19 protein-coding genes and 1 rRNA gene are annotated in these 21922 nt (G+C 42.8%); 8 read left to right on the forward strand and 12 right to left on the reverse strand.

Features of this window, described 5'->3' with window-relative positions; translation table 11 throughout:
• Positions 1-122 (forward strand): 5S ribosomal RNA (gene rrf, locus IW644_RS10100); the annotation flags it as partial.
• A 39-nt stretch (positions 123-161) separates the two neighbouring features.
• Here the strand turns inward: rrf and IW644_RS10105 are convergent.
• The 9 genes from IW644_RS10105 to IW644_RS10145 all read right to left on the reverse strand — a co-directional run bounded on the left by IW644_RS10105 (position 162) and on the right by IW644_RS10145 (position 10798).
• On the reverse strand, positions 162-692 hold the full coding sequence (locus IW644_RS10105) for an acyloxyacyl hydrolase (protein WP_269917496.1): 531 nt from the start codon (positions 690-692) through the stop codon (positions 162-164).
• Between the two features lie 137 nt (positions 693-829).
• Positions 830-1660, reverse strand: a complete 831-nt coding sequence (locus IW644_RS10110; protein ID WP_269917497.1) for a substrate-binding periplasmic protein — start codon at positions 1658-1660, stop codon at positions 830-832.
• Positions 1641-2432 (reverse strand): hypothetical protein, encoded by a 792-nt coding sequence (locus tag IW644_RS10115; protein ID WP_269917498.1) that lies wholly within the window; start codon positions 2430-2432, stop codon positions 1641-1643. Before IW644_RS10115 ends, IW644_RS10110 begins: the two co-directional genes overlap by 20 nt.
• Positions 2433-2569: 137 nt before the next feature.
• The gene (locus IW644_RS10120; RefSeq protein WP_269917499.1) at positions 2570-5659 is read right to left on the reverse strand and encodes an error-prone DNA polymerase; all 3090 of its coding nucleotides are present in this window, start codon (positions 5657-5659) and stop codon (positions 2570-2572) included.
• A 35-nt stretch (positions 5660-5694) separates the two neighbouring features.
• Complete coding sequence (locus IW644_RS10125) at positions 5695-7179, reverse strand: Y-family DNA polymerase (protein WP_269917500.1); 1485 nt, start codon at positions 7177-7179, stop codon at positions 5695-5697.
• Positions 7180-7181: 2 nt separating this feature from the next.
• Positions 7182-7907, reverse strand: a complete 726-nt coding sequence (locus IW644_RS10130) for a recombinase RecA (protein WP_269917501.1) — start codon at positions 7905-7907, stop codon at positions 7182-7184.
• A gap of 249 nt (positions 7908-8156) precedes the next feature.
• Positions 8157-8669, reverse strand: a complete 513-nt coding sequence (locus IW644_RS10135; RefSeq protein ID WP_269917502.1) for a hypothetical protein — start codon at positions 8667-8669, stop codon at positions 8157-8159.
• Between the two features lie 2 nt (positions 8670-8671).
• Positions 8672-10423, reverse strand: a complete 1752-nt coding sequence (locus IW644_RS10140) for a DUF885 domain-containing protein (protein ID WP_269917503.1) — start codon at positions 10421-10423, stop codon at positions 8672-8674.
• Between the two features lie 39 nt (positions 10424-10462).
• Positions 10463-10798 carry a DUF1820 family protein gene (locus IW644_RS10145; RefSeq protein WP_269917504.1) on the reverse strand — a complete coding sequence of 112 codons (336 nt, stop codon included), beginning with the start codon at positions 10796-10798 and terminating at the stop codon, positions 10463-10465.
• 188 nt (positions 10799-10986) lie between these two features.
• On the opposite strand from IW644_RS10145, the gene IW644_RS10150 reads away from it, so the two are divergent.
• Positions 10987-12624 carry a M28 family metallopeptidase gene (locus IW644_RS10150; RefSeq protein ID WP_269917505.1) on the forward strand — a complete coding sequence of 546 codons (1638 nt, stop codon included), beginning with the start codon at positions 10987-10989 and terminating at the stop codon, positions 12622-12624.
• Between the two features lie 45 nt (positions 12625-12669).
• Here IW644_RS10150 and IW644_RS10155 read toward each other — a convergent pair whose 3' ends face one another.
• Complete coding sequence (locus tag IW644_RS10155; protein WP_269917506.1) at positions 12670-13512, reverse strand: adenylyltransferase/cytidyltransferase family protein; 843 nt, start codon at positions 13510-13512, stop codon at positions 12670-12672.
• Between the two features lie 108 nt (positions 13513-13620).
• Here IW644_RS10155 and IW644_RS10160 point away from each other — a divergent pair, with 108 nt between their 5' ends.
• Entirely contained in the window at positions 13621-14685 is a 1065-nt protein-coding gene (locus IW644_RS10160; protein ID WP_269917507.1) for a CDP-glycerol glycerophosphotransferase family protein, read from the forward strand.
• A gap of 88 nt (positions 14686-14773) precedes the next feature.
• On the opposite strand, the gene slmA is transcribed toward IW644_RS10160, so the two are convergent.
• Together slmA and coaBC are read right to left on the reverse strand one after the other, a co-directional pair.
• On the reverse strand, positions 14774-15361 hold the full coding sequence (gene slmA / locus IW644_RS10165) for a nucleoid occlusion factor SlmA (protein ID WP_012516568.1): 588 nt from the start codon (positions 15359-15361) through the stop codon (positions 14774-14776).
• Between the two features lie 115 nt (positions 15362-15476).
• The gene (gene coaBC, locus IW644_RS10170) at positions 15477-16706 is read right to left on the reverse strand and encodes a bifunctional phosphopantothenoylcysteine decarboxylase/phosphopantothenate--cysteine ligase CoaBC (RefSeq protein ID WP_269917508.1); all 1230 of its coding nucleotides are present in this window, start codon (positions 16704-16706) and stop codon (positions 15477-15479) included.
• Between the two features lie 205 nt (positions 16707-16911).
• Here coaBC and radC point away from each other — a divergent pair, with 205 nt between their 5' ends.
• The 5 genes from radC to IW644_RS10195 all read left to right on the forward strand — a co-directional run bounded on the left by radC (position 16912) and on the right by IW644_RS10195 (position 21661).
• Positions 16912-17589, forward strand: a complete 678-nt coding sequence (radC, locus tag IW644_RS10175) for a RadC family protein (RefSeq protein WP_269917509.1) — start codon at positions 16912-16914, stop codon at positions 17587-17589.
• Between the two features lie 92 nt (positions 17590-17681).
• Positions 17682-18029 carry a hypothetical protein gene (locus tag IW644_RS10180; protein ID WP_179981901.1) on the forward strand — a complete coding sequence of 116 codons (348 nt, stop codon included), beginning with the start codon at positions 17682-17684 and terminating at the stop codon, positions 18027-18029.
• 94 nt (positions 18030-18123) lie between these two features.
• On the forward strand, positions 18124-18813 hold the full coding sequence (locus tag IW644_RS10185) for a YjbF family lipoprotein (protein WP_269917510.1): 690 nt from the start codon (positions 18124-18126) through the stop codon (positions 18811-18813).
• Positions 18813-19562 carry a capsule biosynthesis GfcC family protein gene (locus IW644_RS10190; RefSeq protein ID WP_179981903.1) on the forward strand — a complete coding sequence of 250 codons (750 nt, stop codon included), beginning with the start codon at positions 18813-18815 and terminating at the stop codon, positions 19560-19562. Before IW644_RS10185 ends, IW644_RS10190 begins: the two co-directional genes overlap by 1 nt.
• Positions 19559-21661 (forward strand): YjbH domain-containing protein, encoded by a 2103-nt coding sequence (locus tag IW644_RS10195; protein WP_269917511.1) that lies wholly within the window; start codon positions 19559-19561, stop codon positions 21659-21661. Before IW644_RS10190 ends, IW644_RS10195 begins: the two co-directional genes overlap by 4 nt.
• The last annotated feature ends 261 nt before the right edge of the window (positions 21662-21922 follow it).

Consider the following 21922-nt stretch of genomic DNA (forward strand, 5'->3'; position numbering starts at 1 on the left):
ATAGCGATACGGTACCACCTGACCGACATGTCGGCCCAGACCATCCCGAACTCAGAAGTGAAACGTATTAGCGCCGATGGTAGTGTGGGGTTTCCCCATGTGAGAGTAGGACACTGCCAGGTCCCATTAAGAAAAACCCGCCTAACGGCGGGTTTTTGCGTTTAGAAGTGGTAGGCGTAGGATAGGTTTAGGAAGTCTAGTCCTGGGTTGTCGTTATTAAAGCCACCGTTTGAAAAGTGCATATAACGCAGGGCAACATGTTGCTTCTTATCAATCTCTACAAACACACCTAACCTGTCTTCAAATTGATAGTTAGACCCAATATCTTTACCTGCTACTTTTTGATCGCCAATGTAGCTTGCGCCAATGCCTGCTTCTATATATACAGGATACTTGTCATATAGCGTGGATACCTGTTTCATGAAAACAGGCGTCAGTGACGCGCCATAACTAGTGCTATGTGTATCGTTTTCGCCATATTCCCAAACAACCGCACTCACTTCCCAGTAAAGCTTTATGTCGCCAAACCAATCTGTCGCTAATGTTTGTTCAAGTGGTCTGTATGCGAAGCGCATACCGTCAATATCATCAAATCCGTGCATATAGTCGACACTGACAGTTTGCCTTGCCTGAGCGTTATTGGTGGTAAAAATGATTAGAAAAGAAAATAAAAGTAGTGATAACTGTTTCATAATTGCTCCTTGATCTGATAATCAACAAGCAAAAAATTATCCAACCGAAAAATAGCAGCAATTTCAGTTGGATAGGGCCATTTAATAAGAAAGGCTTTAGTTTTGAAAAGTCTACATTACTGACATTATTGAAGTTTTTACAAGGGGGTCCATAGCGCGTTTTTATTGATACCTTGCTCATTCATCAACTGTTTTTTCAGTTGCGCTATATCTTCAATACCATACCTTTCTTTTATATCATTTATTTCGTCAGAATTAGTCAGCAAAAAGGTATTTAATTCATTAATAATGTCTGGGTGATTTAATGTCGATAAGGAAAATGAGATAGCATCATTAGGTAGCGTTAAGTCGGCAACAAAAGAAACTGACTGTGGAAAGCGTTGTATAAAGTATAATGAGGCATGGTATTCCACATCAAAAGCATCCACTTTATTGTTTTGTAAAAGCCTAAGGCCTTCATAAATACTGCTAACGCCTATTACTTCAACTGACCCGTTTTTAATCTGTTGTTTCCATTTAACAGGCGAGAACCCTTCGGGCGTTGCAAGCTTTGAAATGTGACTAAGCTCTGTGCCTTGGTTTTCTTTTCTTACCAGAGTCACTGCAAACGTGTCGGTAAGTGGCTCAGAATAAACTTTACCGAGCTTATGTGTGATTTGGTTATACCATTCAGGATTGTCAGGAAAGACGAAATCCACATTGCCTTTTGTTAACTCTATTTGAAGGCGCTTAACCGGCATACTTAAGTAAATGAAGTTATGTCCAGTTTTCTTGGAAAAGGCCTCAAGAATAGCTCTACCTAACCCTTTATCGTGCTCTGATGCAAAGTTGTAATACGGATAATATTCTATGTCTTGTGCACCAACGATATAGGTTTCGGCACAAACAAATGGGCTTGAAATAGTGAACGTCAGTAATAAAGTGACGACACCTACAAAGCGGCAGACATTATTTCCAAACCTCTTCAATTTCCAATCCTTGTTCGTTAAGAAGCTGCTGAGATAATTGCTCAAACGGGGTTATTCCGTATTTCGCTTTAATACTATCAATTAATTCGGGGTTTGAGGATATGAAATCATTCAGCTCACTAATAATGTCTTTATGATAAAGGGTAGACAAAGAAAAAGGGATTTCGTTATGTGGAAGCGTTAAATCTAAAGTAAACGCGTCTTTCTCATATGCTAGCGGTGCAGAGCTTTGACTAACAAAGTATTCCAAATCTAATCCGTCGACGCGTTCTTGATATAAAAGGGCTAAGCCCTGTTGTATATTCGTAACCCAAGTAATTTGTGTATGTTTATCGTCTATTCTTTGTTGCCAGTTTACCGGTGTGAACCCTAGCGGCATGGCTAGATGCCTTATCTTATCAATACCTAGCCCAGCATTTTCTTGTTTAACGATAGTACCTGTTACTGCATTGGTTAAGGGGAGTGAAAAATGCTTATCGCTGGAAGTGGTGATGCTGTTATACCAGCCTCTGTTATCAGGGTATACAAAATCAACATTACCTTTAACTAGCTCGAGTTGAAGCCGTCTAATGGGCAAACTCAAATAAATAAATTCATGCCCAGAAGCTTCAGAAAAGGCTTCTAGAACTGACCAGGCTACGCCTTTATCTACTGGAGACGAAAAATCGTAGTGAGGGAAGTACGCTAAATTTTGTGCGCCAACTATATATTTATCTGCGTAACTACTAAGACTGAATAAGCAGATAATACAAAGCGCAATCCATCGCTTCATTTTATACTCCAAAAATGACAACTGTTCTCTACAGGTATAGCGGATTCATCTATATGTTACTTAACAAAAAAGGCATTATCATTCAAAAAGTAACCGTTTCGCACACCATAATCTATTGCTTTGCCTCTGTAAAAGGTTCAGTGAAAATCTCTAGAGTTTAAAGTTAGCTTTTCGAGCCAAGATGTACGGTCGATAAGCTTACCCGCGATAATGTGAATAACCCCCTCTTTTGAACGTTCAATAATACCGTTAACCTGAAGAAGCTTTGCTTTCAAAAAAGTTTGTTGCTGAGCACGCGCAGTAGCTTGCCATACCACAACATTCATATTGCCTATATCATCTTCTAAAGTTAGAAAGGTAACACCTGCGGCAGTACCTGGGGCCTGTCGACCAGTTACTGCCCCAAGTACTTTAACAACAGACTTATTTTTTTTGTCTTTAAGTGAATTTGACCAGCTTATGTCTTTAAGCTCATGTTGTCGCTTAAGCAGTGAAATAGGATGGTTATTTACAGACAAGCCTGTCGAGGCATAATCTTCAAGCAAGTTTTCTGCTTCAGAGGGTTTAGCGCCAAGGGTTGCGGCACTTTTATCTGCATAAAAATCATCGGTATCAAATAGCGGTAAACGCGTTTGGGTATCCATAATTCGCCAACGAGTTTCGTACCGGTTTCCTGATATAGTACGAAGTGCATCTGCACTGGCAAGTGCCTCTAGTTCATTGCTTTTTAAAGATAGCTGCTGTAACTGTTCAACATTTGTGTAGCCTTTATCTGAACGGTTTTTCACAATAATTTGGGACGACGCTTCACTTAAACCTTTAATAAGCTTAAGGCCAAGCTGTATGTACTTTTCTTGGCCCTTTACAACCAAAGTGTGCTCTGCGCTTGACTGGTTCACGCAGGGCGCCTCTACTCGTATATGGTGACGCTTAGCGTCTTGAACTAACTGAGAAGGAGAATAAAAACCCATAGGCCAGCTATTTAATAGCGCCACGTAAAATTCTACGGGAAAGTAAAACTTCAACCAACAAGACACATAAGCTAATACCGCAAAAGACGCTGAGTGAGACTCGGGAAAACCATACCCTGCAAAGCCTTTGATTTGTTCAAATAAGTTATGAGCGAACGTACTTTCATAGCCTTTATCCGTCATACCTTTAATGAGTTTATCTCTGAACTCAAAAATTCTGCCGTCTTTTTTCCAGCTAGCCATAGCGCGTCGCAACTGGTCGGCTTCTCCACCACTGAAGCCAGCGGCAACCATAGCAAGTTGAATCACTTGTTCTTGGAAGATAGGCACACCCATAGTGCGAGATAGCACCTTTTCCACATCTTTAGACGGGTAGCTAATGGTTTCATTGCCGTGGCGACGTATCAGATAAGGGTGGACCATGTCGCCTTGAATCGGTCCTGGCCGTACAATAGCTATTTGTACGACCAAATCGTAATAGCGACGAGGTTTGAGCCTTGGCAGCATAGACATTTGAGCCCGTGATTCTATTTGAAAAACGCCGACTGTATCTGCCCGACAAATCATATCGAAAACCTGTTTGTCATCCCCGAGCTTGGTAATAAATGGGATACTGGTTTCAATAGCATACTGTTTATTGATAAGAGAAAATGCGCGGCGTATAGCGCTTAGCATCCCAAGCGCTAGTACATCCACTTTTAGCAGGCCCAAGGTTTCAATGTCATCCTTATCCCATTGAATGATGGTGCGGTCTTCCATTGCGGCATTTTCAACAGGGACAAGATCGTAAAGTGGACCTGCGCTAATAACAAAACCACCCACATGCTGCGACAAATGTCGGGGCGTGCCTAGTAAAGCTTCGGTAAGGGTAATTAACTGCTGTACTCTAGGCTCTTCAGGGTTTAGTCCAAGCCCCGCTAGCTGAGACTTCCACGGAATAACGCTGTCTCGGCGATTGATTTGTTTAACTACAAAATCAAGTTGTGACTCGCTAAAACCAAGCGCTTTACCCACATCTTTAAACGCTGATTTAAAGCGGTAGCAAATAACGGTAGCCGCGATAGCGGTCCTTTCTCTGCCGTATTTTTGATAAATGTATTGAATGATCTCTTCACGGCGCTGATGCTCGAAATCCACATCAATATCGGGTGGTTCGTTACGTTCTTTGGATATGAAACGCTCGAATAGTACGCTTATTTGCCTAGGATCTACGGCTGTTATCTCTAGGCAATAGCACACCACAGAGTTAGCCGCAGAGCCTCGCCCTTGATACAAAATGCGCTGCCGCTTGGCAAACTGAACAATATCGTAAATGGTTAAAAAGAAATACTCGTATTCTTGCTCGGCAATAAGTGTCAGTTCTTTTTCTATAATTTGGCGGATTTCAGAGGTTATACCTTCTGGAAAGCGCACTTTAATACCGGCTTCTACGCGCTCCCGTAAATACGATGTAGGCGTATACCCTTCTGGTACAAGTTCCGAAGGGTAGTGATAGCGCAACTCTTCTAAAGTAAACGTGAATACCTGGGCTAGGGCATTGGTATTGGCTATCCACTTCTCAGGATAGAGCTTTTTTATTTTTTGTATGGTGCGCAGGCTACGCTCTGCGTTACTCAATGCTTCCCGACCTATTTTATCTACACTGGTATGCTGTTGTATGGCATGTAAAACATGTTGAAGTGGTAGCCTGTCAGCGTGATGCATGAGTACACCTGTACAGGCAATAACCGGAAAGGGGTAGGTAGACTGTAAATGATTGTAGTGCGCAAACCTCTGATGATCTCGTCCGTCTAATAGACGCTGAGCACCAATATAGGCATCGATGCCGGGATGTTTTTGCAGCCACTCAGCCCAATGCTTGTCGTGGGCTTCTTTTCCGCTTGGTAGCCAAATAAATTTGCAGTGGCGAATGGTACGCAAATCCCACTCGGCCAGTTGGTATTCTCCTTTTTCGGAGCGACGCCTGGCGTTAGTTATAATTCGGCACAGTTCGCTGTAGGCTGCTTTGTTCGGGCACAACAGCACAAAAGATAAAGTGTCATCAAATACAAAGTAACTGCCAACAATAAGCTTAATAGGCAGGCCTTGGTGGGTTATTTCATCGAAAGCCCGTACGACTCCCGCTACTGAGCACTCATCTGTAATAGCAAGCGCGTCATAGCCAAGAAAAGAAGCCGTGGTCACAAGCTCTGCGGGAGAAGAGGCGCCGCAAAGAAAGCTATAGTTACTTTGGCAAAAGAGTTCGCTGTATTTCATGATTTAGCTTTTACCTTTTCTTTAACCGCATGCGGCTAACAAAAAAGGCCCTGTACCCACCAGCGGCTCTCTTCGTCTTTAAATACTAAAAGCCTTACACATTGCTCAGTCTGGGCGATGAAATAATCTCGCTTTGTTGAGCTGTCATGCCACCACTCACTGTGTAACCGCACGGGGCCAAAGCAAATTTGGGTCGCCTGAATAAGCGGCTTAGGTGTATCAAAGGTAAAGGTGGGCGTAATGTCACTGCTATAAGCGTAATTACCGGTGCTCGGCTCTGTCACCGTCATATATTCAAACTGATGGCTGTCGGCAGCGCGAGGTTGGAACGTACTGTTATCGCCTAGCTTGGCATTTAAGCGGCCAATCAATTGTTTTTGTGCAACGTCATTAAACCTATCGCTAAAAAAGTCGCCATTCTGCGAATCTATTTCTTCAAACTGCTGACAGGTGAGCGCAATTGCTGTGGCAGGCTCGGGTAGCTCTAGGTTCTCAGTTTTAAGGGTAAACAGTGGTAGCCAACTTTGTACTGAGGACTGAGGAAGTGCCGATTGAATATTAATCTCCATTACAGGGGCTTCTCTGAAATGAATGTGCACGCTAATGCTCGATGTATACAAGTTCCTGGCCCGTAAATAGTGAGACAAATGCTCAAACTGCTGCGTGACAAAAGGCGTTAGGTGCTGCGTGTTTTCAATATCAAAAGGCAATAAAGTAAAGTTATCAAAGTGCTCTAAAGGCCTAAATAGCGTAACGCGAGGGAAGGTTTCTCCTCTGAGCGCAGTAAGATACATAATGGTGTTATTGTCGAAGCGCCGTCCCAGCTCTTGTACCGGCATGGCCAATAGCTGTTGTACACGGGTAACACCCACCCTTGCCAAGGCGTCAATGACTTTAGGTGACAAAGCAGTAATAGAAAGCGGGCACGTACTTAGTGCTTTCTTTATGTCATTTTGCGTATGTAAATAGGTGTTATGTTTATGAAGGGCTAATACCTTTGCAGCCTCAATTGTCCATGCGCTAGCAAAATGATAACGAATATCTGCCTCTTCGAGTGCTTGGGTTAGGGTTTTCCACAGCGGTTTATGCCCGCCATAGTAATGGATTAGGTTATCTAGTCTAACTGCCAGACCATTTACGCTATTCGAATGAATGTGGCTGTCTAGTACGATGTCAGAAGCAAGAGGGTACAGCCTATGGGCTAGCTGCGTCAGCATATGCTTTTCGGCTTCTTCACTGAAAGGCAGAATATGCACGTAGGGGCACAGCGCCGCGGCTTGGGCAAGTCCATGACCAATTTCAATGCCCTCTTTTTTCGCAATATCATTACATTGCGTAATTTTGTTCGTTTTGCTGCAATACACAGCAATAGGTGTATTCGAGGGTAATGACGAAGAATTTCCGTTAGATTCGTCTCCAGATTCGTTTCTAAGCCCTTTCCTGTGCGCACGTGTACTTGTAGCCGCTTTGAAGTGGCTGTCTAAAGTAAGTTGATAGCAGTAAATATAGGCCCACAACATTATTAGCTCACAGAATGTAAAGCCTGATCGGAAAGCGTATTATGTGCCATGGCCCATTTAATGGCGTGATTGTCAGGGGTCCACCGATGAGAAATAACAATGTTATCTTTTGGCCACCCATGACGTTGTTTGCGTATATTCACCGACAAGGCGTGGGGTTTGCCAAGTAGCGCAATATCTAAAGTGATGGGCAATGAGTTGTCGTTTTGGCTTGGTGTGCTGGCTTGTAAACTTGTCTGTAGTGTCTGATGTTGAGGGGGAGTATACAGCAAGCACAGCGCATCGTTATGCGTTGCTGCAACTTGTAGGCGGCGTGCTTCTTTTTGATTTACAGCATTACTCCACAGCACCACGCAATGGCAAGCCGTACTTTTTAAGCACTGCTCTGCTGCCCACAATGACTCTTGTTCTTCACTTGTTTTTACTACCAGTACCTGTTGCGCTTTAAGCCCCAGATTTTCTAACCATGGCGATTGAAGTAGCCCAGGAGGGTTAATAAACACCACCAGTTTGTGGGTGCGATGCTGACAAATAACCCGTTTAAAGAGTGAAAGCTCACCCACGCCGGTTAGTGAGGAAATACGTACAAGCCCCGTAGAAGCCACGCCCCCGTTAAGCGCTTTATCCAGACACGGAAAACCCAGCGAAAACTTAGCTTCACTTTGCTTTTTATCTCTGGCCCGCCAAATATGGGGATGCTTGTTAAGTACGGATAACGACTTTTTCATGGCACTCAAAATAAACTGTATTTTTATACAGTATTATAGGCCAGCAACAACCCTTTTCAAGATAAAAGGTTTTTGTCTTGTTGTTTTAACTGCTAACTTACTGATTAGTTTGGAAAGGTAAAAAGATTAAACTTTTAAAAGAGTAGTGATATAGACGAGGGTCGCCAATCCTAACAACACAGTAAAGCGGGCGACCCTAACGCGTAATTAGCACTTTATCGGCGCTAACATGGGGATAAGAGTAAGAGGCTACTCTTGTGATGACGGTTCTTTTTGTGATTTTGCTGCAGTACCGCTTACGGTTGCTGTAACGGTTTGGCAAAAAGCAATAAATCCGTCTGCTGTATTTTTTGCCCATACCATGCGAACGTTGCTAGGTAGGGCCTTCACCACTTCACGAATTTCCTCAAGAGTGGCATCTTCATTCTGTAATGCCTTATTTAAAGATTCTTCAAGGGACATACCTTTTTCACAACAAGCCATAATAATGGTTGAAAAGTTGCGCATAAGCGGGTGCAGCGCATTGTATTGAGTTTGGTCAATAAGACGGCTTTTATAGGCACTTTCAATACGCGCGGTAAGGTTTTTTTCCAACGCATCTGTAACAAGAACAAGATTGCGATAAGCATACGTAACCTTGTTACTGGTCTGTTTATTCGAGTGGCGCAACAGCGCCAGCTCTTTTTGCAAATTCTGCGCTCGCAGCACAAAGTAAATTAAAAACAGGATAAGTAATCCTATAACTCCAAATGCAACGATCATGTTTATTTTGCCTTTTGTTCTTCTATAAACGTGTTGATATTTTGTTCCAATATGAAAAGTGGAACTGAGCCATTTTCTAACACCGCGCGGTGAAATTTGCGCACGTCAAAACGCTCACCTAAAGCAGTCTCTGCTTTTTCGCGAAGGCCTTTTATTTTGATTTCACCAATTTTGTATGACAGCGCTTGCGCTGGCCAAGAGATATAGCGGTCTATTTCCGTATTAACGTTGTGTTCTGAAAGCGCGGTGTTTTCCATCATATAGTCCACCGCTTGCTCTCGGCTCCAACCCATTGTATGCATACCGGTATCGACCACTAAGCGACACGCACGCCACATTTCGTAGCTTAAGCGACCGAAGTTGTCGTACGGCGTTTCATAAATACCTGCTTCAATACCTAAAAACTCAGAGTACAGACCCCAGCCTTCACCAAACGCTGAAATGTAAGTGTTGCGACGTACCATAGGTAAGTCTTCAAGCTCTGCTGCTAATGAAATTTGAAGGTGATGGCCCGGCACCGCTTCGTGTAATGTCAAAGCAGGCAGCGCATATAAAGGGCGCTTATCAAGAGCGTAAGTATTTACCCAGTAATATCCTGGCTGATCATCGCGGCTAGGATGGATGTAACGGCCCGTTGTGTATTTAGGTGCAATAGCATCTGGCACGGGGGCTACACCGTAGGGCGTTCTTGGTAGATACTCAAAAAGAGAAGGGAGTTTCGCGTCCATTTTCTTTGCAATAAACGACGCCTCTTTTAGCAAATCTTTAGCGCTGGTGGCATAGAACTGTGGATCTTCGCGTAAAAACCTAATGAAGTCGTTAATGTCGCCATCAAAGCCAAGCTCATCTACAATTTGCTGCATTTGCGCGCGAATGCGTTTTACTTCAGACAAACCCAAATCATGGATTTCCTGAGGGGTCATATCTGTAGTGGTGTAATGCTTGGCTCTATTGGCGTAATAGGCCACACCATCAGGCCAGTTGTTTGCGGCAATATCTTCACGGGCGTTAGGAATGTATTCCTCTACCATGAAGTCGTAAAACATTTGATATGCAGGCAGTACACTGTTGTTTATTGCTGCTTTGCCTTTCTCTGCAAGCGCTGCCTTTTGCTCGGCAGTAAAGTACTCAGGAAAACGAGTAAACGGAGAATAAAAACCACTGTCCACTGCATTTTCAACAATATACGACGCAACTGAGTCTTCAAACCCTTTCAGCACGACTTTAGGCTGCGTGTAGCCTTCTTTTAATGCCTGCTTCATATAAGTAATTTGCTGGTCAAAATAAGGCTTAAGCGCGTTTAAGCGGCTAATGTATGCTTGATAGTCTTCTACGCGCTTAAAGGTTGATAAATTGGGAAGCGAGGCCATGGCACCATGAAAGCCATATTCTGAATTGATGGGCACTAAGTGCGCGCGATAGGTATACTCATCCACATAGTTGGCTAAACGGTATTGCTGCATTAGCAAAGCAATATAAGCCTCAGTAGAGATAGAGTCTTTTTCGTACTGACTTAAGGCCTTTTGAAACGCACGCCATTGTTCATTTTGTGCTTTAAGTGCTTCGGGCGAAATATCAGGTAGCACATGGGCCAAGGAACTATCGCCTTGGCGAGAGGCTAAAAGAGGGGAAACCGAAAGCTCATACTGCCAAATGTCATCAAGTAGTTGGTATAAGCTTTCATCATCAAGGCTTTTTGCAGGTGAACTAACGCTGCAAATAAATAGTAATGCTGCTAACAGATGGCGATACATAAGGGTCTCCGGTAACCTTCACCGGTTTGACGCCGGTGGCTACTCTTTCGTTGGTGTATATATTGGGCTAGGGAAAGCAGTTACTTTATCAGATTTATTTTCTAATTTAGTAATTTTGGCTGTTCCTTTTTTGTTTACGGCATCAATGCGTAAAACGTTGTGCATAGGAATATAAGTTTTTGTTACTTCTGAAAATTCAGCTTTTAACCTTTCATGACTAGGATCGACAACAACGCTCGTATGGTTATCCCATACAAAGTCACCTATCTCAATAAAGCCAAATAAAGCACCTTGTATAAGGGTTTTTACATATAACTCGTAATGCTCTCCGTTGCTGATGAACTTTACGCGGTAAAGAATATCGTCTTTCGACATGGATGCTGCTCTTCACTAAAAAATATAAATACTCCCGGAATCTGATCCGGCGTTTGGCTAACAATTTTACCTTGCTCCTAAAATGCGAGCAACGGTAGGAAACACATGGTAAACGTATGCAGTTTAATGGTATTTCGCCTATTAACTGCGTTACCATGACGCACACTTAGTTATACGGTGAAATTACAATGATAAAAAAACTACTAATAGGTAGTGCAATGACAGCAATGACCTTTGCTGCTACTGCTCACAACCATGCATCGACAGACAATGCTTTTAACCCTGATACACAGCGAATTAAATCACATCTGTTTTTCTTAGCAGATGATTTGCTTGAAGGTCGTGATACTGGCTCTCGCGGTCATGAAATTGCGGCGCTTTATATTGCTACCGAATTTGCCAAATATGGATTGAAGCCGGCAGGTACAGATGGTTACGTACAAAACGTATCGTTTCGTAAAGCCAATCTGGTTCAAGAGTCTCCTAAGTTTACCTTCACCCAAAACGGCGAGACCATCGATTTTGATTATCCCAAAGAATACTTAGCTAGCCCGAGTTTGCTTAGCACTGAGGCCAATGTAAAAGGTGAAATGGTATTTGTTGGCTACGGTATTGTAGCTGACGAGCTATCACACAACGATTACAAAGACCTAGATGTAGAAGGTAAAATCGTAGTAGCGCTTGCGGGCAAGCCAAGTGACTTTCCATCAGAAGAGGGCGCTCACTTTGCGTCTGGCTATCAAAAGCAAAAGTATGCGGTAGACAATGGTGCTATTGGCATGATTACTATCACTACGCCCAAAAATGAAAAAGTACGCCCTTATCAAAGCCGCTTAAATTATATTCATACGCCGCGTATGGCCTGGTTAGATGATAGCGGCGAGCCTGCTAACAGCTTTTCTCAGCTTAAAGGCGGCGCTTATATGAGTGAAGGTGCTGCGCGTAAGTTATTTGAAGGCGCAGAAAAGAGCCTTGATGACGTTTATGCACAGCTTGAAGCAGACAAAGTACCGCAAGGTTTTGCGCTAAACGGTGTGGTAGATATCAGCAAGAAGAGCGTGCACGACACCATTACAAGCCCAAATGTTGTAGGTATATTAGAAGGCTCAGATCCCGAGCTCAAAAACGAATACGTGGTTTTCTCTGCTCACTCTGATCACATTGGTTTTGCCAAAACAGTGAAGAAAGACAACATTAACAATGGTGCTATGGACAATGCGTCAGGCACGTCAGTGATGTTAGAAACTGCACGCTTGTTTAGCGAAATGAAAGAAAAGCCAAAGCGCTCAATTCTGTTCGTGTCGGTAACCGGTGAAGAGAAAGGCCTGTTAGGTGCAGACTATTTTGCCCGTAACCCGACCGTACCTGTTACATCAATGGTGGCAAACGTAAACCTAGATATGCCAATTCTGACCTACGAGTTTGCTGATGTTATAGCCTTTGGTGCCAACCATAGTGATTTGCAAGAATCAGTGGAAAAAGCTGCTGCTAACGCAGATATCGAGCTAAGCCCGGACCCGTGGCCAGAGCAGGCACTTTTCACTCGCTCAGACCACTATGCGTTTGTAAAACAAGGTGTACCTTCAGTATTTATGGTGCCGGGTCTTAAATCAAAAGATCCTAACGTAGATGGCAGCAAGGTATTTGGTAAGTTCTTATCTACGCACTATCACAAGCCTAGTGATGATATTAATCAGCCTTTCAACTGGAATGCTGCAGAGACCTTCACTAAGGTCAACGCACAAATCGGTTGGACGTTAGCAAACCAAAAAGATAAGCCGAAATGGAACGAGGGCGACTTCTTCGGTAACACGTTTAGTAAGTAAAATACTATGCTTGAGCTAGCAGATCACTGCTAGCTCATACATTTGTTATAGCTTTCTTTTAAGCACGGTAGAGCTAACGTTGGGGGTATAATCGAAATAGACCATGTCGCAGGTTACGCTAGGGTATTTTCCTTTCCAATCAGAACCCACTGAAATCGCATCAATGTTATATTCATCTACCACTCTTTGTTTGTTTTTATCCACCTGAGGGATAACTTCATCCACATATCGGTTAGACTCGAGGATGGAAATTCGTTCTTCAAACGGAATAAGTGGTGGGCGTCCTTTAGACTTCTCGATAAGCTCGTCGGTAGAGACACCTACAATCAAATAATCACAAAGCGCTTTTGTCTTCTTCAGTATATTTAGATGCCCTTGGTGAAAAATGTCAAAGCAGCCTGACGTATACATTCTTTGATATTTTTTGCCCGTCTCGGATGCGTTTGTAGATGAAAGTAATGCAAAGTCAGCGCGTAACGTTGCTCTTAATTCAGCAAAATAATCATCATCTAATTCAAGCTTTTCGCTTAAGACAGGTGGCTTGGGCCAGTGTTTGTCTTCAAAAGACTCTTCGCAAAAAATTACTGGATGTTCATAACGAGGGATAACGTGGAAATGGACAGCAGGATCTACCATCATTAACATTAAATAGTTTATTTTGCAGAAGTTGAAGCGCTTTTTGAGCACTTTTTCTATATCCGCAACAACGATCTTTTGTTCTCTAGCCGCCTCTTCTGAAATATCGGAATAGTTAAAGACATTTTCTTTACAAATAAGAACTAATGAACCAAGGGTTACCTGTCCAGGTCTGAGTAAAACATGCCAGTAGTCGTATGTTTTAAGAAGATTATCGGGATAACCAAATTTAGATAAGGTAGTGTTAAGCATAGATCATTTTTTATGAATGGCATTTTGCACACTGTAATACAAATAACGTATTACGCACAGTCGCTTATTTCTTTTTGATACTTACAATAAATAATAATACGAAAATTTATGAAAATAGCTTTTGACACCGTTAATGTATATTACTTACCTCAATTTATTCCTATATGTGAAGAACTTGCTAAACGCGGTCATAAAGTTCAACTCGTTTGCTATAGCAATAAAAACAACGTTCAGAAATTCGAACAAGTTTTATTGTCGCTAGGCTATGAGTTTTGCTGGGTAGATGACGATAAAGCAGCTAGAGATTTTTATTTGAAAGAGACCCCTGACTGGATTTTCTTTGGCAATGGCTTTCCTTATTTAGATGATATTCACAAAGCCAGTAAAACCGCCCAACTCGGTCATGGTATTGGGCCTAAACCTAGCTACTATCACAAATCAGCTACGCCTATGACTGTTAGGTTTATAGAGGGTAAATTACGTTTAGCTAAGATTAGAGAGCTATACCCGAATGACGAGTTTGTTCAGGTTGGCTTTTCCAAGCTCGACCCCTTATTCAACAATACAGAAACAGGTTTAAAGTACAATGAACTGGGTTTAGATGAGAATAAGCCGACCCTATTGTTTGCTCCCACGTTTAACCCAAGTTCACTTGAGTGTTTTCCTGACAATTGGCCCAGCCACTTTCCTGATTTCAATATTCTTATCAAGCCTCACACCTTTACCTACTCCCGTGAAGCTTATAAAAATCAGCGGAAAAAACTGAAAAAGTGGGAAGAGTTTAGTAACACCTATGTAGCAGCCGAAACAGACATATCGTTACTTCCATTTATGAAAGAAGCAGATATTTTGGTCAGTGAAGCATCGAGCACACTCTTTGAGTTTGTCGCGTTAACTAAACCTGTGATCGTATGTAATTTCTTTAAGTTGAAGTGGTCATATCGGGGGATTTTCAAGTACCGCTTCAAGAAGCGCTTTGGTAAAGATAACGTGATTTATCAAAATATTGGGCTTCATATAAACAGCTATAAAGAACTACGAGGTGCGATAGAAAAGCAATTAGAAAATAGAGATTTATATAAAGAAGAGCGTGAGGCATATACCGAAGATCACGTAGGTCCTACTGATGGTAAAAGCTCGCTACGCATAGTTGATTATATTGAGAAAAACTAACTGCGAATAGTTGTGTTGTAATGGACCAGAATAAAGCATCAGTAATATGCAAAAACAAAAAACTGATGCTTAGTTTAAATTTAGCGCCTTACACAAACATTTGTTTAAACGCGGCCCATTGTTCATTGAATTGCTCAGTGGGTTTGCGGGTAAAGCCGCTGCGAATAAAGCCGTTGATACGTCCATCGGTATAGCAAATCATCATATTGGCGATAATCGCTTCATCGGCGGAAAGGGTTTTCCCTTCGCGCAGTTTGCGCTCTCTTAGCACTTGTTTAAGCTGGGTTTCTAAACGTTCAAAAAGCTTAGCGATACGCGCACGTAATCGGTCTTGCTCACCCATTAACGCATCGCCGTTCAAAATACGGGTAATGCCTGGGTTCTTCTCGGCAAAGCCTAAAATAAGGTGAAGAATTAGCTGACAGCGCGTGAGCGAGTCTTTTTCTTCGTTAACAATTTTGTTGATACGCGTAAAAAGCGTTTCTTCAATAAACTCGATAAGCCCTTCAAACATTCGCGCTTTACTGGGAAAGTGGCGATATAGTGCCGCTTCAGACACCCCGACTTTTTCCGCTAACTTAGCAGTAGTGATACGTTGACCTGGGCTGGTTTCTAACATTCCAGCAAGTGCTTGCAGAATTTGGGCTCTGCGATTTGTTTTTTTGACAGCAGGCATGACGAAAGTGATTCCTCCGCTACCGAGTTATAGCAACCCGGGCTCCATGTTAAGTTGGCTTACGCCAAAGCGTTTATATTTATCGTTTTTATTATCGACACTTAAAAAGTATCTGTTAATTTTTATTGTTGAAAGCGAAACGTTCTGCAATGAGTGCGAGCAACTGTTCGGCTAACGCATTTTTGCTGGTGGCGGGCAGTCGTTTATCACCGTCTTGCCATATCACATGCAGTGCGTTTTTATCGCTATTAAACCCCAGACCTTCAGCCGTTATATCATTTGCCGCAATCATATCTAGCTTCTTTTTGGCAAGCTTGCCGCGGGCATAATCTTCCACATTTTGGCTTTCAGCTGCAAAGCCTACGCAAAATGGACGGTCTTGTCTGTTAGATACAGTTGCTAGAATATCAGGGTTTTTAACAAAAGTAAGTGTTAACTCATCGCCTGTTTTCTTTATTTTATTGTCCGCCACTGAGCATGCCCTATAGTCGGCAACCGCTGCGGTACTGATAAAAATATCTGTAGAAGGTACAAGTTTTTCACAAGCCTTAAGCATTTCATCTGCAGTGGTAACATCAATACGGTTACAAAGGGCTGGCGTAGAAAGCGTTACAGGCCCAGCAACTAGCGTTACGCTCGCACCCGCTTGGGCCGCAGCTTGCGCAATGGCAAACCCCATCTTTCCAGAGCTGTGATTAGAGATATAGCGTACCGGGTCTAACGGCTCTCTAGTTGGCCCCGCGGTAATGGTAATTTGTTTTCCCGCTAAATTTTTTAACGCTAATGCTAACTCTGAAGACTTATCTTCATTGGCATTTAATACATTGGCGATATCTACAGGTTCAACCATGCGGCCTGAGCCTACGTCACCACAAGCTTGCTCACCACTTGCTGGGCCAATAAAAGTTACACCGTCTTCTTGAAGTGTAGCAATATTGCGCTGTGTCGCCGATGCTTTCCACATTTGCTGGTTCATGGCTGGGGCAACAAAAAGCGTAGCGGTTGTGGCCAAGTAAAGCGTGGTTAGTAAATCATCTGCCATGCCCTGAGCAAGTTTAGCGATAGTGTTTGCTGTGGCTGGCGCAATAAGTAGGATGTCGGCCCATTTTGCTAATTCGATGTGCCCCATCGCAGCTTCAGCAGCTGGGTCTAAAAGATGCTGATGCACCGGGTTTCCCGACACAGCTTGAAGCGATAAAGTGCTCACAAACTCTGCGGCAGAATCGGTGACAACAACACGTACGTTTGCACCTAATGCGGTGAGTTTTCGCACTAAATCTGGAGCTTTATATGCGGCAATACCACCCGTCACGCCCAACAAAATGTTTTTATTAGCAATAGACATAAAAGAACACGAAATCTAAATATTAATATTAGCCTACCATGGTGACAAAAAATCGGATAGCTGAACAAAAGTCGATCTTGGTGTTTGCGTACTGTTTGTCTTTTATCTGCTCAACTTCAAAAGAAGAAACCCGCCTTTTATACAGTCGTTAATCTCTTTCAATTCATCTATAACCACTGTTTTATTGAGTTAACGGACCAAGTACATGTCGATAAAAGTATGGCCGATAAGCGAAAGGCCAAGAGAAAAGCTACTACAGCACGGTGCAGAAAGCTTAAGTGATGCTGAGTTGCTCGCCGTGTTGCTGGGCAAAGGGGTTAAAGGAAAAAGCGCCTTATCTGTAGCGCATGAATTGTTAAACGAACTCGGATGTTTGCGAGGAGTGGTAACCGCAACGAAAGAACGCTATTCAAAAGTGTCAGGTATTGGGCCGTGTAAGTATGCCCAGTTCCAAGCAGGGTTTGAAATTTTTAAGCGCAATTTGGAAATAAAACTCAAACGCCAAGATGTATTTAACAACGTAGATGACACTAAGCGTTACTTGCAGGCAAAATTAAGAGACTGCGAAAGGGAAAAGTTTGCGCTTTTGATGCTTGATAGCCAGCATCAACTTATAGCTTTTCGTACCATGTTTAACGGAACGATCAATAGCGCTGCAGTGTATCCGAGAGAATTGATCAAGCAGGTTATGATCGACAACGCGGCGGCGATCATTTTGGTCCATAATCACCCTTCAGGCGTAGCAGAACCTAGCCATGCAGACATTCGGCTAACAGCCGAGATCAAAAATGCCATGGCATCGATCGATGTGCCCGTGCTTGATCATTTTGTGGTTGGAGATAAAGAAACCATTTCATTTGCGCAGCGTGGCTTGCTAACATAAGATTTCTAAGTCATTTGTCGATTATAATCTAGTCAAATGGTTGAAAATGATTTAGCATAGGACCTAGTGGGTAATTTTATTAAAGGACTGTTATGAAGAAGTCAATTATTGCATTGTTTGCAGCTGCTACTATGGTAGCTGGTGTTAACGCACAAGATAACGAAGGTGGAACTTCAGGTATTGGTGGTGTAAGTGGTGGCATGATTGCTACTGGTGTTGTTGCTGCTGGTATTGTCGCTGGTATTGCAAACAACAACTCTGCCGATGCACCGACTGGCCCAATCACAACTACACCAACTTGTGAAGGTGATGATCCACTAGTAGACGGCGTATGTGTTGGTACAACTAACACTGTTACTGTTACTACTTCTGGTACAAGCACTGTAACTAAAACAATTACTGTGCCTGTTACATTTACTTACGCGCCGACCGTACAGTAAATTTAAGAGTATTCGAAAAAGCCGCTTCTTTTAGCGGCTTTTTTTATTTTTACAGCAAAATTTCAACATTCTTAGTGTTTGTCGGCGTACTTTAATGAAACTACATATTCTATCGGCCTTTATCGGCTTCCTTTGCCTTTCTCTTTCGGGCTGTTCCACAACAACACTCGCTTATTACAATACGCTTAAACTTGCTTTAAAAGACCGCACAGTAACTTACACCGTTGAAGAAATCGCGGCGAGTAAGGCGGATATTATGCAAATTAAAGCAGGGGAGCGAGACGTAGCCTCTCTTGCCTTAGCCTATATTGATGGTGATAAGTATAAATGGGTATCGGGTGATAGAGTTATCTTCACCATGCACCACGGCATAATTGTTAAAACTGAAGGTTTAGATAACGACCTCTTTTATACAGGTAATTTGCAGCATAATCCGTTAGCCACCAATGATGTTTTGCCTTTTAGCTGGAAGCGTAAAGTGGATATCGACGCAATTGGCTATGGTGTTCCAGTAGACTCTTCATGGCGCATTGTGGGAGAGGAAAATCACGAATACCTAGGTTTTTCTGTGCCCCTTATTAAAGTCGTAGAAACCGTAGACTTTTCAGAATACACCCCCTTTATAGATGTTGGGCTGTCGTGGGAAAATACCTACTTCTTGCACAAACATACGAAAGAGCTGATGGCCACAAAACAAAAGTTCAGCCCTGAGGGAGACGTATACGACATGGTTTATTTAAGCCGTGTAGTGCGTGAGATGAACAAACAAGGAGTAACGCAATAATGAAGTTTATTTCTACGCTTTTTATTGCCTTAGGTCTTATTATATCCACTAGTTTGTACGCCAATGACGGTCTTGTAAGCGTGATGGTGAACAAGCAAACTTATCAGTTCGACCGACCAATCAGGTTATCAAGTGTGTTGTCTATAGTGGCTGATAATGGCGATTGGTATTGGCCTACAGCTTCTGCATTTGATTTGACCAATCCAACAGCTGAAAGAGAAAAAGAAATAGCGCTGTCGCAAATAAGAGAACTGCTGGCCAGCTTTGATAAAGACTCAGACACTCACAAAGCACTGCAAAATTTGTTTGAACAAGTGTCGTCATGGACAGTGTCAACGCGCATCAATATGCCTATTTCTTACAACCGAGCTAGGTTGTTCTTCGAAGACAACCCTATGTTCCAACCGGGTAAATATTGGATCCGTTTGAATGGGCGCCCAAACGTAGTGCATTTCTCGGGCGCGGTAATAAAGCCAGGTGCTTATCAACATCAAAGCGATACCTCAATTTATACGGCGGCTCATACGGTTAAAAAGGCGGTAGACGCCGACAGAAGCGTTGTTTATGTCATTGACCCCATGGGTAATATAGAAGAGAAGGGTATTGCTTACTGGAATTTAGATTTTGCTCAGCTTATGCCGGGTAGCCAGGTTTATGTACCTATTTCTTCAGAGCTTTTCAGCAATAAACTTAAGCAATTAAATGAGCGGGTTGCCGCGTTAGCTGTACATAGGGTTTTACCTCAATGAGTGCGCCATTAATATCCAAGAAAAAAACACTCGCGCTGGTAATTGGCAGCGCATTATCTTCTGCCACGCTTGCTGATACTCAACTTCGCGTAACGCCTTCGCAGATGGTGCAAGGCGGTAATGGCTTAATCCAAACGCCAACCGCACGTATGCGAGATGAAGGCGGAATGGCCATCAACTATACCGATAACGGTGAATACCGCTTCTGGTCAGTTAATATCCAGCTTTATGATTGGATGGAAGCGACCGCTCGCTATACCGACGTACGTACACGTTTATATAGCCAAGTCGAATCATTCAGTGGCGACCAAACCCTAAAAGATAAAGGTCTAGACGTTAAATTCAGGCTTTGGAAAGAAAGTTATTACCTACCTGATATCAGCGTTGGCTTTAGAGACTTTGGTGGCACAGGCTTCTTTGAAAGTGAGTACGTGAACGCCAGTAAATCGGTGGGGCCATTCGACTTCCACTTAGGCTTAGGTTGGGGCTACTTAGGTACAGCAGACGATATTACTAACCCATTTTGTGAGGTTAGAGACAGCTTTTGTGAGCGTCCTGGCGGGTTCTCAGGCCGCGGTGGCAAGGTAGATTACGACCAATTTTTCAAAGGTACCACAGCCTTCTTTGGTGGCGTAGAGTATCAAACACCTTGGGAGCCGTTAACGCTAAAGCTAGAGTTTGAAGGGAACGATTACTCACGTGACAGAGCAGGCCAGTTAGAGCAAGATTCTCGCTGGAATGTGGGCGCGGTATATCGCTACAAAGACTTTGATTTCTCGTTAAATTACCAACGTGGAAATACCATTGGTTTTGGTGTTACATATCGATTCAATATGAATACCGCCTCTCAGATTAAATTCGATGATGCGCCTAGAAGCTTGATGGGAAGAAATGCCCCGTCCAATGTTAAAGGTGTGAACAAATCGCGTCTTTATAATGATCTTTTCAGATCGGGTGGTTTCATCTTATCTGATGCTGAAATTAAAGAGGACAGTGCGACTTTCTATGGAACGCAGGTTAAGTATCGCGATCAAGGTGAAGCTATCGAGCGCGTGGGCCGCGTAGCGGCTTCTGAGCTGCCTGATAGTGTTAAAACTTATCATATGGTAGATAGTCGTGGCGGCATTCCTATGGTCGATACACAAATAGATGCTGAAGCCTTTATCTCTGCTGCCCGCTATGAGTCAGTGGATGCAGAAATAGCTGAGACTTACATAAGAACGTCACCTTCTAAAGAAGTGATGGAAGCTTACGACCCTGAAAATACGTCGGGCATTTTCTATAGCGCCGATTTCTTTTTCACTCAGTCATTTGGTAACCCAGAAGATTTCTATCTTTATCAAACTGGGCTATTACTCAACGGTGGCTATGCGTTTAATGAAAATTTCTCGGTGGTGAGTAGCGCCCGAGTGACGCTTCTTGATAACTTCGATAAGTTTAATTACTTAGTGGATGGTGAAGACGTGTCTTTACCTCGTGTGCGTACCCGGGTGCGTGAGTATGTGTCTGAAAACGATGTATGGTTAGATACCGCGTTTTTAAATTACAAAGACAATATTGCTGAAGATCTTTATGCTCAAGCATACGCAGGTTATCTCGAAACCATGTTTGCTGGTGTAGGCGGTGAAATTCTTTATCGTCCTGTCGATAGTAATGTCGCCTACGGCATCGATATCAACTACGTTAAGCAGCGTGACCCTTACAGCCAAACAGGCTTAGAGGATTACGACACAATAACTGGTCATGCAAGTGTCTATTGGCAGCCTGAATTCCTAGATGATACGCAAATTACGGTTAGTGCAGGTCAATTCTTGGCGAAAGATAAAGGCGTGAATATTGATTACGCCAAGCGCTTTGATAGCGGCATTATAGTAGGCGCTTATGCAGCCTTTACCGATGTTTCGTCAGAAGAATATGGGGAGGGGAGTTTTACTAAAGGCTTCTATATTTCCATTCCTACCGATTTGTTCTTACTAGAACCATCGAAAGGACGTGGATTGTTCCCTTGGGTACCAATCTCTCGCGACGGTGGTCAGCTATTACGCAGACCTTCAAGGTTGATAGATTTAACCGAGACAAGGTCGCCTTTTTTTGACTAAATAGAAAAACGCCACGTGAATGTGGCGTTTTTTTTTGCCCGTAGATATTTTAATTCAGCTACGAAATTAAAGTGTAGATTGGGTATTTATTCGTAGCTTAACTGCGAAGAGAAAAGTACAATACAGGCAGTGAAAAATGAGTGCTGGTGGTATTTTGTGCAAAAATAGTACGTAAAAGTAACCTTTTTGTACTTTCTTATTGAAATGATCCTGCCTTTGCTGTATAAAATGCGCCCTCTAATTTATAGTAATACGTCATTT

This window comes from Alteromonas sp. PRIM-21 (assembly GCF_027563165.1).
In the GTDB taxonomy this organism is placed as follows: domain Bacteria; phylum Pseudomonadota; class Gammaproteobacteria; order Enterobacterales; family Alteromonadaceae; genus Alteromonas; species Alteromonas macleodii_A.

What these genes read in the sequence shown, in the direction of transcription:
- IW644_RS10105 (WP_269917496.1), bottom strand. Translation starts at nt 692, where the DNA reads ATGAAACAGTTATCACTACTTTTATTTTCTTTTCTAATCATTTTTACC.
- IW644_RS10115 (WP_269917498.1), bottom strand. Translation starts at nt 2,432, where the DNA reads ATGAAGCGATGGATTGCGCTTTGTATTATCTGCTTATTCAGTCTTAGT.
- IW644_RS10120 (WP_269917499.1), bottom strand. Translation starts at nt 5,659, where the DNA reads ATGAAATACAGCGAACTCTTTTGCCAAAGTAACTATAGCTTTCTTTGC.
- IW644_RS10125 (WP_269917500.1), bottom strand. Translation starts at nt 7,179, where the DNA reads ATGTTGTGGGCCTATATTTACTGCTATCAACTTACTTTAGACAGCCAC.
- IW644_RS10130 (WP_269917501.1), bottom strand. Translation starts at nt 7,907, where the DNA reads ATGAAAAAGTCGTTATCCGTACTTAACAAGCATCCCCATATTTGGCGG.
- IW644_RS10135 (WP_269917502.1), bottom strand. Translation starts at nt 8,669, where the DNA reads ATGATCGTTGCATTTGGAGTTATAGGATTACTTATCCTGTTTTTAATT.
- IW644_RS10140 (WP_269917503.1), bottom strand. Translation starts at nt 10,423, where the DNA reads ATGTATCGCCATCTGTTAGCAGCATTACTATTTATTTGCAGCGTTAGT.
- IW644_RS10145 (WP_269917504.1), bottom strand. Translation starts at nt 10,798, where the DNA reads ATGTCGAAAGACGATATTCTTTACCGCGTAAAGTTCATCAGCAACGGA.
- IW644_RS10150 (WP_269917505.1), top strand. Translation starts at nt 10,987, where the DNA reads ATGATAAAAAAACTACTAATAGGTAGTGCAATGACAGCAATGACCTTT.
- IW644_RS10155 (WP_269917506.1), bottom strand. Translation starts at nt 13,512, where the DNA reads ATGCTTAACACTACCTTATCTAAATTTGGTTATCCCGATAATCTTCTT.
- IW644_RS10160 (WP_269917507.1), top strand. Translation starts at nt 13,621, where the DNA reads ATGAAAATAGCTTTTGACACCGTTAATGTATATTACTTACCTCAATTT.
- slmA (WP_012516568.1), bottom strand. Translation starts at nt 15,361, where the DNA reads ATGCCTGCTGTCAAAAAAACAAATCGCAGAGCCCAAATTCTGCAAGCA.
- coaBC (WP_269917508.1), bottom strand. Translation starts at nt 16,706, where the DNA reads ATGTCTATTGCTAATAAAAACATTTTGTTGGGCGTGACGGGTGGTATT.
- radC (WP_269917509.1), top strand. Translation starts at nt 16,912, where the DNA reads ATGTCGATAAAAGTATGGCCGATAAGCGAAAGGCCAAGAGAAAAGCTA.
- IW644_RS10180 (WP_179981901.1), top strand. Translation starts at nt 17,682, where the DNA reads ATGAAGAAGTCAATTATTGCATTGTTTGCAGCTGCTACTATGGTAGCT.
- IW644_RS10185 (WP_269917510.1), top strand. Translation starts at nt 18,124, where the DNA reads ATGAAACTACATATTCTATCGGCCTTTATCGGCTTCCTTTGCCTTTCT.
- IW644_RS10190 (WP_179981903.1), top strand. Translation starts at nt 18,813, where the DNA reads ATGAAGTTTATTTCTACGCTTTTTATTGCCTTAGGTCTTATTATATCC.
- IW644_RS10195 (WP_269917511.1), top strand. Translation starts at nt 19,559, where the DNA reads ATGAGTGCGCCATTAATATCCAAGAAAAAAACACTCGCGCTGGTAATT.